Source organism: Actinomadura viridis, from assembly GCF_015751755.1.
GTDB classification, from domain to species: domain Bacteria; phylum Actinomycetota; class Actinomycetes; order Streptosporangiales; family Streptosporangiaceae; genus Spirillospora; species Spirillospora viridis.
Genome location: NZ_JADOUA010000001.1, coordinates 2,947,135 through 2,960,123 on the forward strand (window position 1 = coordinate 2,947,135; position 12,989 = coordinate 2,960,123).

15 protein-coding genes are annotated in these 12,989 nt (G+C 74.0%); 14 read left to right on the top strand and 1 reads right to left on the bottom strand.

All coding sequences use genetic code 11. The annotated features are described in order from the left end of the window. The first annotated feature begins 95 nt into the window (after window positions 1-95). From IW256_RS13210 to IW256_RS13250, 9 genes are all read left to right on the top strand, one after another. Complete coding sequence (locus IW256_RS13210) at window positions 96-980, top strand: ParA family protein (protein WP_307829394.1); 885 nt, start codon at window positions 96-98, stop codon at window positions 978-980. Between the two features lie 121 nt (window positions 981-1,101). Beyond that, window positions 1,102-1,983: a segregation and condensation protein A gene (locus IW256_RS13215; protein ID WP_197011241.1), complete on the top strand. Its 882-nt coding sequence runs from the start codon at window positions 1,102-1,104 to the stop codon at window positions 1,981-1,983. Further along, entirely contained in the window at window positions 1,976-2,659 is a 684-nt protein-coding gene (gene scpB / locus IW256_RS13220; protein ID WP_231403763.1) for an SMC-Scp complex subunit ScpB, read from the top strand. The genes IW256_RS13215 and scpB overlap by 8 nt, the downstream gene beginning before the upstream one ends. Then, entirely contained in the window at window positions 2,656-3,387 is a 732-nt protein-coding gene (locus IW256_RS13225) for a pseudouridine synthase (RefSeq protein WP_197011242.1), read from the top strand. The genes scpB and IW256_RS13225 overlap by 4 nt, the downstream gene beginning before the upstream one ends. Before the next feature lie 13 nt (window positions 3,388-3,400). Next, window positions 3,401-3,763: a chorismate mutase gene (gene aroH, locus IW256_RS13230; protein ID WP_197011243.1), complete on the top strand. Its 363-nt coding sequence runs from the start codon at window positions 3,401-3,403 to the stop codon at window positions 3,761-3,763. Window positions 3,764-3,871: 108 nt separating this feature from the next. Then, window positions 3,872-4,963 carry a prephenate dehydrogenase gene (locus IW256_RS13235; RefSeq protein WP_197011244.1) on the top strand — a complete coding sequence of 364 codons (1,092 nt, stop codon included), beginning with the start codon at window positions 3,872-3,874 and terminating at the stop codon, window positions 4,961-4,963. A gap of 203 nt (window positions 4,964-5,166) precedes the next feature. Then, entirely contained in the window at window positions 5,167-5,826 is a 660-nt protein-coding gene (gene cmk / locus IW256_RS13240) for a (d)CMP kinase (RefSeq protein ID WP_307828879.1), read from the top strand. Window positions 5,827-5,834: 8 nt separating this feature from the next. Next, window positions 5,835-7,241 carry a ribosome biogenesis GTPase Der gene (gene der, locus IW256_RS13245; protein WP_420535450.1) on the top strand — a complete coding sequence of 469 codons (1,407 nt, stop codon included), beginning with the start codon at window positions 5,835-5,837 and terminating at the stop codon, window positions 7,239-7,241. A gap of 135 nt (window positions 7,242-7,376) precedes the next feature. Continuing rightward, window positions 7,377-7,580, top strand: a complete 204-nt coding sequence (locus IW256_RS13250; protein ID WP_197011245.1) for a hypothetical protein — start codon at window positions 7,377-7,379, stop codon at window positions 7,578-7,580. 101 nt (window positions 7,581-7,681) lie between these two features. Here IW256_RS13250 and IW256_RS13255 read toward each other — a convergent pair whose 3' ends face one another. Beyond that, complete coding sequence (locus IW256_RS13255) at window positions 7,682-8,365, bottom strand: hypothetical protein (RefSeq protein ID WP_197011246.1); 684 nt, start codon at window positions 8,363-8,365, stop codon at window positions 7,682-7,684. A gap of 189 nt (window positions 8,366-8,554) precedes the next feature. On the opposite strand from IW256_RS13255, the gene IW256_RS13260 reads away from it, so the two are divergent. The 5 genes from IW256_RS13260 (at window position 8,555) to IW256_RS13280 (ending at window position 12,837) form a co-directional block, all read left to right on the top strand. Continuing rightward, window positions 8,555-9,712: a nucleoside 2-deoxyribosyltransferase domain-containing protein gene (locus IW256_RS13260; RefSeq protein WP_197011247.1), complete on the top strand. Its 1,158-nt coding sequence runs from the start codon at window positions 8,555-8,557 to the stop codon at window positions 9,710-9,712. Between the two features lie 72 nt (window positions 9,713-9,784). After that, complete coding sequence (locus IW256_RS13265; RefSeq protein WP_197011248.1) at window positions 9,785-10,189, top strand: TOBE domain-containing protein; 405 nt, start codon at window positions 9,785-9,787, stop codon at window positions 10,187-10,189. Window positions 10,190-10,205: 16 nt separating this feature from the next. After that, complete coding sequence (gene modA, locus IW256_RS13270) at window positions 10,206-10,988, top strand: molybdate ABC transporter substrate-binding protein (protein ID WP_197011249.1); 783 nt, start codon at window positions 10,206-10,208, stop codon at window positions 10,986-10,988. After that, entirely contained in the window at window positions 10,985-11,797 is an 813-nt protein-coding gene (locus tag IW256_RS13275; protein ID WP_197011250.1) for an ABC transporter permease, read from the top strand. Before modA ends, IW256_RS13275 begins: the two co-directional genes overlap by 4 nt. Further along, the gene (locus IW256_RS13280; protein ID WP_197011251.1) at window positions 11,794-12,837 is read left to right on the top strand and encodes an ABC transporter ATP-binding protein; all 1,044 of its coding nucleotides are present in this window, start codon (window positions 11,794-11,796) and stop codon (window positions 12,835-12,837) included. The genes IW256_RS13275 and IW256_RS13280 overlap by 4 nt, the downstream gene beginning before the upstream one ends. The last annotated feature ends 152 nt before the right edge of the window (window positions 12,838-12,989 follow it).

Genomic DNA, 12,989 nt, shown 5'->3' on the forward strand with positions numbered 1-12,989 from the left:
ATAGAGTCCCGGTTCTGCATGGCATTTCCGGGCCACCGGGAGGGGATCTGGTGACGAGCAGACAGGCCACGGAGGGGGTCCTCTCCTCCGCCACCATCGAGACCGATCCGAGCCGTGCCCTCGGGCCGACCCAGCGCCCCGTGCCCACGTTCCCGGACCCGGAGCCGCTGGCCGAGCACGGCCCTGCCCGGATCGTGTCGATCTGCAACCAGAAGGGCGGGGTCGGCAAGACCACCACCACGATCAACCTGGGCGCGGCGCTGGCCGAGTACGGCCGCCGCGTGCTGCTGGTGGACTTCGACCCGCAGGGCGCGCTGTCGGTCGGGCTGGGCAAGGGCGACCCGCGCCAGCTCGACATGACGATCCACAACCTCCTCCTGGAGTCGGACACCGACTGGGAGGACGTCGTCATCGACACCGGCGTGGACGGCATGGACCTGCTGCCCAGCAACATCGACCTGTCGGGCGCCGAGGTCCAGCTGGTCCACGAGGTGGGCCGGGAGTACATCCTGTCGCAGACGCTGAAGTCCGCGGTGCCGCACTACGACTACATCCTCATCGACTGCCAGCCGTCGCTGGGCCTGCTGACGGTCAACGCGCTGGCCGCCAGCGAGGGCGTGCTGATCCCGCTGGAGTGCGAGTACTTCGCGATGCGCGGTGTCGCGCTGCTGATGGAGACCATCGACAAGGTGCAGGGGCGGATCAACCCCGACCTGGTGATCGACGGCGTGCTCGGCACGATGTACGACTCGCGGACCCTGCACACCCGCGAGGTCCTCGGCCGCATCGTGGAGGCGTTCGGCGACAAGGTCTTCCACACCGTCATCAACCGCACGGTGCGGTTCCCGGACGCCACCGTCGCGGGTGAGCCGATCACCTACTTCGACCCCAACTCGATGGGGGCCAACGCCTACCGTGGCCTGGCCCGCGAGGTCCTGCAGCGCTGGCGCGAGACCGAGGCCGAGGGCGCGTCCGCCTGAGCCCGGCGCCCGCCCCCGCCGGGCCCGTCCCCGCCGGGGCACGCCCGCCCTCCGGCCGTGGGACCATGGTCGTCGCATCAGTACCGTCGCGCACCGGCCCCGTGCCCGTGCCCGTGCAGTGATGGGGGGACACCGGGTGGGCTCCGCTACCGTGGGCGACGTGGACGACACGTCGCCGGAGCAGGGCGCCGAGCAGGCGCGCGGCTTCCGGGTCCACCTGGACAACTTCGAGGGCCCGTTCGACCTCCTGCTGGGCCTGATCTCCAAGCACAAGCTGGACATCACCGAGGTGTCCCTGCACAAGGTCACCGACGACTTCATCGCCCACATCCGCTCGCACGGCAAGGAGTGGGACCTCGACCAGGCCAGCCACTTCCTGCTGGTCGCGGCCACCCTGCTGGACCTCAAGGCGGCCCGGCTGCTGCCCTCGGGCGAGGTCGACGACGAGGAGGACCTGGCCCTGCTGGAGGCCCGTGACCTGCTGTTCGCGCGGCTACTGCAGTACCGCGCGTACAAGGAGGTCGCGCGGGTGCTCGCCGGACGGATCGCCGACCAGGCCCGGCTCTTCCCCCGGATGGTGCCGATGGAGCCCCGCTTCGCCGGCCTCCTCCCGGAGGTCCTGCTGGGGCTGGGGCCCGCCGAGTTCGCCCGGCTCGCCGCCAGGGCGCTGACCCCCAAGGCGCCGCCCTCGGTGTCGGTCGAGCACATCTACCAGCCGCAGGCCAGCGTCAAGGAGCAGGCCGTCATCGTCGTCGAACGGCTGCGGGCCCTGCGGCAGACCACCTTCCGGGTGCTCACCGACGACTGCGAGGGCACCTTCGAGATCGTCGCGCGTTTCCTGGCGCTGCTGGAGCTCTACCGGGAGCGGGCGGTCGCGTTCGAGCAGCCCGAGCCGCTGGGGGAGCTGCACATCACCTGGACCGGCACCGACGAGGGCGAGGTGCGGGTCGGCGACGACTACGAGGGCTCCCGCGAGCCGCGCGAGGACACCACCGATGACTGAAGGACCCGAGCCGATGGACACCGCCCCCACCGACACCGCCCCCACCGGCACCGCCCCCACCGGCACCGCGCCCGAGGAGACCCCCGAGGACGTCGCGGGTGCCGACGCCGCGCCCGACGGCGCCGAGCCGGGGCTCCCGGGGCTGCGCGCGTCCGTCGAGGCGATCCTGCTGGTGGTGGACGAGCCGGTGGCCGAGATCACGCTGGCCCAGCTGCTGGAGCGGCCCACCCACGAGATCACCGCCACGCTGCGCGAGCTCTCCGCGGAATACACCGAGCAGGGGCGCGGGTTCGACCTGAGGGAGGTCGCCGGGGGCTGGCGGTTCTACACCCGGGACGTGTGCGCCCCGGTCGTGGAACGGTTCGTCACCGACGGCCAGCAGGCGCGGCTGACCCAGGCGGCGCTGGAGACGCTGGCCGTGGTCGCCTACCGCCAGCCGGTGAGCCGGGCCCGCGTGTCGGCCATCCGCGGCGTCAACAGCGACGGGGTGATGCGCACGCTGACGCTGCGGGGCCTGATCGAGGACGCCGGCCAGGACCCCGACTCCCAGGCGCACCTCTACCGCACCACCGGGTACTTCCTGGAACGGCTGGGCCTGCGCGACCTGGAGGAACTGCCCGACCTGGGCCCCTACCTGCCCGACGACCTGCCAGAAGAGATCATCGAGGACAAGTGACAGAGAACGAGGGCGTACGGCTGCAGAAGGTCCTGGCCGAGGCCGGGATCGGCAGCCGCCGCCACTGCGAGGAACTGATCGGTCAGCGCCGGGTCACCGTGAACGGCAAGGAGGTGTTCCGGTTCGGCGAGCGGGTCGACCCGAGCCGCGACGTCATCCATGTCGACGGCCGCCGGGTCGAGACCCGCGCCGAGATGCGCTACTACGCCATCAACAAGCCGCGCGGCGTGGTCAGCACGATGTCGGACGAGCGGGGCCGCAAGTCCCTGGCCGACTACGTGGAGGTGCCCGAGCGGCTGTTCCACGTCGGCCGGCTCGACACCGACACCGAAGGGCTGATCCTGCTCACCAACGACGGTGAGCTGTCGCACCGGCTCACCCATCCCAGCTTCGGCGTGCAGAAGACCTACCTGGCCGAGATCCACGGCCCCATCCCGCGCGACCTCGGCAGGCGGCTGCGGGCCGGGGTGCGGCTGGAGGACGGCCCGGCCAAGGCCGACCGCTTCCGGATCTTCGACCAGCTGGGCCGGCGGGTGCTGGTGGAGATCACCCTGCACGAGGGCCGCAAGCACATCGTGCGCCGCCTCCTCAAGGAGGTCGGGTTCCCGGTGCAGCAGCTGGCCCGCATAGAGTTCGGGCCCATCAGGCTGGGCTCGCTGAAGCCGGGCACCATGCGGGCGCTGACCGTGACCGAGGTCGGCGAGCTCTACAAGGCGGTAGACCTGTAGGAGGGACGACGACGTGGCGGTACGCGCGGTCCGGGGGGCGACGCAGATCGACGCCGACGACCGGGAGCAGATCCTGGAGGCCACCACCGAGCTGGTCACCGAGGTGATGACCCGTAACGGCCTGACCACCGACGACGTGATCAGCGTGCTCTTCACGGCGACGCCGGACCTGACGGCCGAGTTCCCGGCGCTGGCCGCGCGCAAGCTCGGCTTCCACGAGGTGCCGCTGCTGTGCGCCGCCGAGATCGCGGTGCCGCACGCGCTGCCCCGGGTGATCCGGCTGATGGCGCACATCGAGACCGACCGGCCCCGGGCCGAGATCCAGCACGTCTACCTGCGCGGGGCGACCGCGCTGCGGCTGGACATCGCCCAGTGACCGGGCCGCCCGCCCCGCCGCCCGCACCGCCGCCCGGCTCGTCCGGTGGCGGGCCGGGACGGCCTGGAACGCGATCTCGCGGTGCCCGGCTGCCGCTACCCTGAGGGGGTGGCTGAAGAGGGCGTACCAGGGCGCATCGTCGTGATCGGGACCGGGCTGATCGGGACCTCGATCGCCCTGGCGATGCGCGAGCGCGGCAGCGAGGTCCTGCTGACCGACCGGGACGCCGCATCGCTGCGGATGGCGGTGGAGCTGGGCGCGGGCGAGGCGCTCCCGGACGCGGCCGGCGCCGGGCCGGCCGACCTGGCCGTGCTCGCGGTGCCCCCGGCGGCCGTCGCGGTGACCCTGCTGGACGCGCAGAAGCGCGGCCTCGCCGCCGTCTACACCGATGTGGCCAGCGTCAAGGCGCAGCCGCTGCGGCAGGCCGCCGAGCTGGGCTGCGACCTGTCCTCGTTCGTCGCCGGGCATCCGCTCGCGGGCCGGGAGCGTTCGGGGCCCGCCGCGGCCCGTCCCGACCTGTTCCTGGGCCGTCCCTGGGCGCTGTGCCCCACGTCCGGCGCGGCGCCCGAGGCCGTCGCGGCGGTCACCGCGCTGGCCCGCGCCTGCGGCGCCGAGCCCGTGGTGGTCGACGCCGCCGAGCACGACGACGCGGTCGCCCTGGTCTCGCACGCCCCGCACGTGGTGTCGGCCGCGGTCGCCGCCCGCCTCACCGGGGCCGCCGACGTCGCGCTCGGCCTGGCGGGCCAGGGCGTGCGCGACGTCACCCGGATCGCGGCCAGCGACCCGCGGCTGTGGATCGGCATCCTGACCGCCAACGCCGCGCCCGTCGCCGACGTGCTGGAGGCCGTCGCCACCGATCTGGCCGTGGCCGCCTCGCTGCTGCGCGACGGCAGCGACGAGGCCGCCACGCACGTGGCCGACCTGCTGCTGCGCGGCAACGCCGGCCGTTCCCGGATCCCCGGCAAGCACGGCGGCGAGCCGTCGGCCTACGCCGTGGTCCCGGTGGTGATCCCGGACCGGCCGGGCGAGCTGGCGATGATCTTCCAGGCGGCGGGCATCGCCGGGGTCAACATCGAGGACGTCACCATCGAGCACTCGCCCGGCCGCCCGCTGGGCGTCCTGGAGATCGCGGTCCGGCCCGAGGAGGCCGAGCGCCTGGCCGCCGAGCTGCGCGCCCGGGGCTGGTCGGTCCCGGGCTGACCCGCGCGGGCTCCCGCGTCCGCCGGCGGATCCCCGGAGGGCCGCGCGGCCAGGGCCGTGCGGGCTCGCGGGCTCTGGCGGTGGCCGGGGAACGGTAGCCTGACACGCTGGGACTCGCGTCGAGACGTCAGGGGAGCGCGGGGCATCGGCTTCGGGGGCCGCCGCCGGATGCCCGTCCCCGGCTGTGAAGGAAAGGGAACAACGTGCCGCTCGTCATCGCCATGGACGGCCCCTCCGGGTCGGGCAAGTCCAGCGCCTCCAAGGGCGTGGCCCGCGCGCTCGGCCTCCGTTACCTCGACACCGGCGCGATGTACCGCGCGATGACCTGGTGGATGCTGCGCGAGGGCGTGCCGGTGGAGGACGCCGGGGCGGTCGCGGCGCGGGCGGCCGAGCCGGTGATCGAGTCCGGGACCGATCCGGACGCCCCGACGATCACGGTCGACGGGATCGACGTGTCCGGGCCCATCCGCACCCGCGAGGTGACCAACGCGGTCAGCGCGGTCAGTTCCGTCCCGGCGGTCCGCGAGCGCCTGGTCGCGCTGCAGAGGGAGATCATCGGGGCCGGGGGGATCGTGGTGGAGGGCCGCGACATCGGCACGGTGGTCGCGCCCGGCGCGTCCGTCAAGGTCTACCTGACGGCCAGCGAGGAGGCCCGCGCCGCGCGCCGGGCCAAGGACCTGGCCGCCGACCCGGACGCCTCGGTGTCCCGTACCCAGGCCGAGCAGGCCCGCCGCGACCGGCTCGACTCCACCCGTACCGCCTCCCCTCTGGCCAGGGCCGGGGACGCGGAAGAGATCGACTCCACCGAGCTGACCCTCGGTGAGGTCGTCGAGGCGGTCGTCCGCCTCGCCAAAGAGCGATGAGTGACACTGTGAGCGAGTACGAGATCGAGACCGTTCCGGACCAGGACGCCTTCGGCGCCGACGGCCCCGGCGGGCTGCCGCCCGAGGAGCCGCCGGCGCCGGTGGTCGCCGTGGTGGGCCGTCCCAACGTGGGCAAGTCCACCCTGGTCAACCGGATCATCGGGCGCCGTGAGGCGGTCGTGGAGGACGTGCCGGGGGTGACCCGCGACCGGGTCGCCTACGACGCCAACTGGAGCGGGCGCCGTTTCACGGTGGTCGACACCGGCGGGTGGCTGCCCGACTCCTCCGGCCTGGCCGCCGCGATCGCCGAGCAGGCCCGGCTGGCGGTGGACCTGGCCGACGTGGTGATGTTCGTGGTCGACGCGACCGTGGGCGCCACGGACGTGGACGAGGCCGTGGTGGAGATCCTGCGCCGTTCCGGCAAGCCGGTGGTGCTGGTGGCCAACAAGGTCGACGACGTGGGCGCCGAGGCCGACGCCGCGCTGCTGTGGGGGCTGGGCATCGGCGAGCCGCATCCGGTCAGCGCCCTGCACGGGCGCGGCAGCGGCGACCTGCTGGACGCGGTGCTGGAGGCGCTGCCCGAGCCGGCGCCCGCCGAGACCTTCGAGGAGGCCGGCGGCCCCCGCCGGGTGGCGCTGCTGGGCCGGCCCAACGTCGGCAAGTCCAGCCTGCTCAACCAGCTGGCGGGGGAGAAGCGCGCGGTCGTCGACGCGGTCGCCGGGACCACCCGCGACCCGGTGGACGAGATGATCGAGCTGGGCGGGAAGACCTGGCGGTTCATCGACACCGCGGGCATCCGGCGGCGGCACCGGGAGAACCAGGGCGCCGACTTCTACGCCACCCTGCGCACCCAGTCGGCGCTGGAGCGCGCCGAGGTCGCGGTGGTGCTGATCGACACCACCGAGCCGCTGGCCGAGCAGGACCTGCGGATCATCTCGATGGTGATCGAGTCGGGCCGCGCGCTGGTCATCGCCTACAACAAGTGGGACCTGCTGGACGAGGAGCGCCGCCACTACCTGGAGCGCGAGATCGACCGGCAGCTGCACAACGCGCGCTGGGCGCCCCGGGCCAACATCTCCGCCCGTACCGGCCGGCACATGGAGAAGCTGGTGCCGGCGATCGAGACGGCCCTGGAGGGCTGGGGGACGCGGGTGCCGACCTCCAAGCTCAACCAGTTCTTCGCCGACCTGGTGAACTCCCACCCGCACCCGATCCGGGGCGGCAAGCAGCCCAGGATCCTGTTCGCGACGCAGGCGGGCGTGCGCCCGCCCCGGTTCGTGCTGTTCACCTCGGGGTTCCTGGAGGAGGGCTACCGCCGGTTCATCGAGCGGCGGCTGCGCGAGGAGTTCGGCTTCCCGGGCACCCCGCTCGACATCACGATGAAGATCCGCGAGAAGCGCGGCAAGCGCAAGTAGCGGAGGTCATTTCCGCCCGCCCGGCTCTTTCCCGGGCGGGCGGAGCCGTGTCACGATGCAGTCAGGCACGGACGCCATAAGCTAGCGCTTACTTGTGCTCCGTGCGATGACGGCCGCGTGATCAAGGGGTGCCCGGTGAAGCTGCTGCTGTTGATGTCGGTCGCGTCGGGCTGCGTGGCGCTCAGCTTCGCCTGGAAGGAGCCCTGGATCGGCGGGGTCGGGCTGCTGGTCGCCTTCGTCGCGATGTTCACCGACCGCGACGACGTGCGGCTCGACGACGAGAAGCGCAGCTACGAGACCACCAGCTCCGTCCGCAACATGCGCGGCAAGCACCGCTGACGGCCGCTGACGGCCCGCCGCCGGTACGCGGGCCGCCGTCCGCGCCCGGGCCCGCGTACTCGCGGGCACGGCCCGGGCGCGGCTCTCAGGGGCGACGATTCTCAGGGGCGGTGGTGCTGCTCGCCCGCGACGTGCTCGTCGCTCGGATGGGGCGGCCCCGCCTGGTACGGGCCCCGGCCTTCGGCCGGTGGCTCGCGGTGCGGCCGTGCGTACCGGCCGAAGGCCGGGGCCAGCGGCTGCGTGGTGCGGCTCGCACCACCGAACCCGCTCCATCCCTCCCGTTCCGGTGCGGCGCCGTCGCGGTCCTCGCCGTCGCCGTACTCCCCGTCCACCGGGTGCGCGGCCACCGTGAAGCGGCCCAGCGCCACCGCGGCCAGGAACACCGCGACCACGCCGAGCCCGGAGGAGCCGGCCAGCTGCTCGGCCAGCCGCCGCCCCTCCTCGGCGCCCAGTGGCGTGCCGACCCCGCGGACGTCCCACAGCGCGGCGACGGGCCCGCCCACCACGAACCAGGCGCCGCCCAGCGCGGCCAGCCAGGCACCGGTCGCGCCGGCCGCCCGGCCGGCCGCGGCCAGCACGATCAGCCCGCCGAGCCCGACGGCGACCGCGGGCGCCACGCTCAGCTGCAGCCGGTCGGCCGTGTGGACCCAGGGACGGTCGGGGGCGAAGCCGAAGTCGAAGTACGGCCCGATGTAGGGAAGCAGCCCGCCCCAGAGCCCCAGCAGCACCAGCAGGGTTCCGCTGAGGACGCCGCGGCTGCGCGGTACTCGCCTTGTCCCAGCCATGATCATTCCTCCTGACCGGGCGATCTATTGTGATTTGCACTGCCTTTACCCCGGACGGCCCGGCCCAAGCACGGCACCGCCCGCACAGCGCCCGCGTACCGCTCGCCCAGCGTCCGCCCAGCGCTCGCGCACGTGCGTGCCGTCCGGTCCGGGCCGCTCCGGGACGCCCCCGAGGAGGTACGACGGCCCATGGCCCGTGAAGTGATCACCGTGTACGCGCGCGAGGAGCCGCCGGACCGCTGGGACGCTGCGATCTTCCTGGCCGGGCCCACGCCCCGCGCCCCCGAGGTCGGCTCCTGGCGTCCCGAGGCCATCGCCGAGCTGGAGGAACGCTGGAAGGGCGGCGGCCGGCTGGTGGTGTTCAGCCCGGAGGACCGGCACCGCGTGCACTTCGACTACGTGGGCCAGGTCGAGTGGGAGGAGCGCTGCCTGCACCTGGCGGACGAGATCGTCTTCTACGTCCCGCGCGACCTGGCGACCATGCCCGCGTTCACCACCAACGTCGAATGGGGGATGTGGCACGACAGCGGCCGCGTGGTGTTCGGGGCGCCGCCCGAGGCGCCCAAGAACCGCTACCTGCTGCACTACGCCGCCAAGCTCGGCGTGCCGCGGGCCACCGACCTCCCCGGCACGGTGGCGGCCGCCCTCGGCCGGATCGGCACGGGCGCGCCCCGCGCGGGCGGCGAGTGCCAGGTGCCCCTGCTGGTCTGGCGGACCCCGTCCTTCCAGCAGTGGTACGGGGCGCAGCGCGCCGCGGGCAACGCCCTGCTCGGGGCGCGGGTGGTCTGGAGCATCGGTGACCACCGGGGACTGCGCGTCCGGATCCGGGTCGCGGCCGAGGACCGGGTGAAGGAGGGCGAGGTGGTGATCTACCGGCCGGACATCAGCGCCGTCGTCCTGTACCGGCCGGGTCCGTCCCTGGAGGAGACCACGGTCGTGCTGGTCCGCGAGTTCCGCGCCCCCGCCGCCACCCCGGACGGGTTCGTGCACGAACCTCCGGGAGGCTCGGCGCCCGGGGGCGCGGGCGGGGACCCGCTCCGTACCGCGCTGGACGAGCTGGCCGAGGAGACCGGCCTGGTCCTTCCCCCGGAACGGCTGCGGCCGCACGGTGACCGCCAGGTCAACGCCACCCTGTCGGCGCACCGCGCGCACGTGTTCTCCGCCGAGATCACCGCGGCGGAGCTGGCCGGGCTCGGCACGGCCGGGCCGCGGGGCGTGGCCGCCGACGGCGAGCGCACCCTCGTGGAGATCACCACGTTCGGGGAGATCCTGCGCGGCCGATCGGCCGACTGGGCCTCCGTGGGCATGGTCGCCGGAGTGCTGGCGGAGGCCGGACTGCGAGGATGATGAGCGTAAGTCTTCGCAGAATCGAGGGATACATGGCTATCAGCTCGTATATGCGAGGGCTAAGCTGACCTCGTGACGACCTTCCGGATCAGCGAGGCCGCCGCCCTGCTCGGGGTGAGCGCGGACACCGTCCGCCGCTGGGTGGACGGCGGGCGGCTCCCGGCGTCCCGCGACGAGCACGGCCGGCGGCTGGTGCCGGCCGCCGAGCTGGCCGTGTTCGTCCGGGACGCGGCGCGGCGGGAGAGCGCGGCCGAGCCCGGCGAGCCGCGGTTCTCCTCCGCCCGCAACCGGATGCGCGGCATCGTGACCGACGTCCGGCGGGACGGGGTGATGGCCCAGGTGGAGATCCAGGCCGGGCCGTTCCGCGTGATCTCGCTGATGAGCCGGGAGGCCGCCGACGAGCTCGGCCTGGAGCCCGGGGTCGTCGCGGACGCGGTCGTCAAGTCCACCAACGTCGTGGTCGAGTTGCCCGAGTGACGAGTAGGGGAGTCCCATGCCCGAGCTGAGGGCGGTCACGGCCACGGTGGCGGCGCTGGCCCTGGCGGCGCCGGTCCTGGCCGGATGCGGCGACACCGGGAAGGCCACGTCCGGGGAGGGCGCCGGGACGCTGTCGGTGTTCGCGGCGGCGTCGCTGACCGAGCCGTTCACGGCGCTGGCCAGGACGTTCGAGAGCACCCATCCCGGTGTGAAGGTCAGGTTCAACTTCGCCGGCAGCTCCACCCTGGCCCGGCAGATCACCCAGGGCGCCCCGGTGGACGTGTTCGCCGCCGCCAGCCCGGCGACGATGAGACCGGTCGTGGACGCCGGCCGGGTCCCCGGCGGCCGGACGGCCGTCTTCGCCAGGAACCGCCTGGTGATCGCCGTCCCCAAGGACGGCCCGGCCCGCGTGCGGTCCCTGGGCGACCTGGCCGGGCCGGGGCTGAAGGTCGTGCTCTGCGCCCGTCAGGTGCCCTGCGGGGCCGCCGCCGTGAAGTCGCTCGACGCCGCGGGCGTGCGGGTCCGGCCCGTGTCCCAGGAGCAGGACGTCAAGGCGGTGCTCACCAAGGTCCGGATGGGCGAGGCCGACGCCGGGCTGGTCTACCGCAGCGACGCCGGGTCGGCGGCGGCGCAGGTGCGGGGCATCGAGTTCCCCGAGGCGGCCAAGGCGATCAACGACTACCCGATCGCCGCGCTGTCGGAGGCGCCGCAGCCCCGCCTGGCCGCCGACTTCGTCCGGCTCGTCCAGTCCGGCCAGGGGCGCGCCGCGCTCACCCAGGCCGGATTCGAGGCGCCGTGACAGCCGGGGGCCGGGCGGCCGGGCACGTCGCCGTGCGGCCCCCCTTGATCCTGCTGCTCCCGGCCCTGCTGGGGCTGGCGTTCCTCGTCCTGCCACTGGCCGGGCTCCTGGTCCGGGCGCCGTGGTCGACGCTGGGCACCCGGCTGGCCGAGCCGCAGGTGCTGGAGGCCCTCCGGCTGTCGCTGGTCACCGCCACTCTGGCCACGGTCGTCTGCCTGCTGCTGGGGGTGCCGCTGGCCTGGGTCCTGGCGCGCGTGCCGTTCCCCGGCGCCCGCCTGGTACGGGCCCTGGTCACCGTGCCGCTGGTGCTGCCGCCGGTGGTGGGCGGCGTGGCGCTGCTGCTGGTCCTGGGCCGCCGCGGATTGGTGGGGCAGTGGCTGGACTCCGCGTTCGGGATCACGCTGCCCTTCACCACCGCCGGGGTCGTGCTGGCGGAGACGTTCGTGGCGATGCCGTTCCTGGTGATCAGCGTGGAGGGGGCGCTGCGCGCCGCCGACCCGCGCTACGAGGAGGCCGCGGCCACGCTCGGGGCCGGCCGCTGGACGATCTTCCGCCGGGTCACGCTGCCCCTCGTGGCGCCGGGCATCGCGGCCGGGGCCGTGCTGTGCTGGGCACGGGCGCTGGGGGAGTTCGGCGCGACGATCACGTTCGCGGGCAACTTCCCGGGCCGGACGCAGACGATGCCCCTGGCGGTCTATCTCGCCCTGGAGACCGATCCGCAGGCCGCCATCGTGCTGAGCCTGGTGCTGCTGGCCGTCTCGGTACTGGTGCTGGCGGCCCTCCGCGACCGGTGGGTGAACTCGCCGTGAGCGGCCTCGACGCGCGGCTGGTCGTCCATCGCGGGTCCTTCGGCCTCGACCTGGAGCTGGAGGCGGGGCCCGGCGAGGTGGTGGCGCTGCTGGGCCCCAACGGCGCGGGCAAGAGCACCGCCCTGCGCGCCCTCGCGGGCCTGCTCCCGATCGCCGGCGGGCACATCCGGGTGGACGGGACCGAGATCCACCCGCTGCCGCCCGAGCGGCGGGGGATCGGCATGGTGTTCCAGGACTACCTGCTCTTCCCGCACCTCAGCGCCCTGGAGAACGTCGCGTTCGGGCTCCGCAGCCAGGGCGCCGGCCGGCGGGAGGCGCGGCGGCGGGCCGCCGGGTGGCTGGACCGGGTCGGGCTGGCCGGGTACGCCGACGCCCGCCCCCGGGCGCTGTCGGGCGGCCAGGCCCAGCGTGTGGCGCTCGCCCGCGCCCTGGCCGTGGGGCCCCGGCTGCTGCTGCTCGACGAGCCGCTGTCGGCCCTGGACGCGCACACCCGGCTGGAGATCCGGGCCGCGCTGCGCCGCCATCTGGCCGGTTTTCCCGGGGCGGCCGTGCTGGTCACCCACGACCCGCTGGACGCCATGGTGCTGGCCGACCGGCTGGTGGTCCTGGAGGGCGGGCGGGTGGTCCAGCGGGGCGCGCCCGCCGAGATCGCGCGCCGTCCCCGGACCGGGTACGTGGCCCGCCTGGTCGGCCTGAACCTCTACCGCGGCCACGCGGCGGGCGGCACCGTCACCCTCCGGGACGAGGCTTACCGTCTCGATATAGCAGACCATCTCGAAGGTGAGGTCTTCCTTGCCTTCGCACCCTCGGCGGTGGCGCTCTACCGTTCCAAGCCGGACGGCAGCCCCCGCAACCTGTGGCAGGCGCGGGTCGGCGCCGTCGAACGCCACGGCGACCGGGTCCGCGTCCGGCTCGACGGACCGCCCCTGCCCGCCGCCGCCGACGTGACACCCGCCGCCGTCGCCGAACTGCAATTGACCGAAGGCGATCGGGTATGGGCAGCAGTGAAGGCTACCGAAACCCACGTATACCCGGCCTAGCTCCGCACCGGTGGGACCCTCCGGCCCGACGGGGAGGCAAGGCCAGAGCTGGTGATATCAGTCACAGAAACCGACCGGGGTGCCCAAAAGCCGTCTCGATTGGTCCAGACCAAATGGCAAAGACGTTCGCTTTTGTTCATGATGCAAAGATC

Bases quoted from the DNA above. Each gene is read 5' to 3' on its own strand.
- IW256_RS13255 (WP_197011246.1), bottom strand. From the start codon at position 8,365: ATGGCTGGGACAAGGCGAGTACCGCGCAGCCGCGGCGTCCTCAGCGGA.
- scpB (WP_231403763.1), top strand. From the start codon at position 1,976: ATGACTGAAGGACCCGAGCCGATGGACACCGCCCCCACCGACACCGCC.
- IW256_RS13215 (WP_197011241.1), top strand. From the start codon at position 1,102: ATGGGGGGACACCGGGTGGGCTCCGCTACCGTGGGCGACGTGGACGAC.
- IW256_RS13260 (WP_197011247.1), top strand. From the start codon at position 8,555: ATGGCCCGTGAAGTGATCACCGTGTACGCGCGCGAGGAGCCGCCGGAC.
- modA (WP_197011249.1), top strand. From the start codon at position 10,206: ATGCCCGAGCTGAGGGCGGTCACGGCCACGGTGGCGGCGCTGGCCCTG.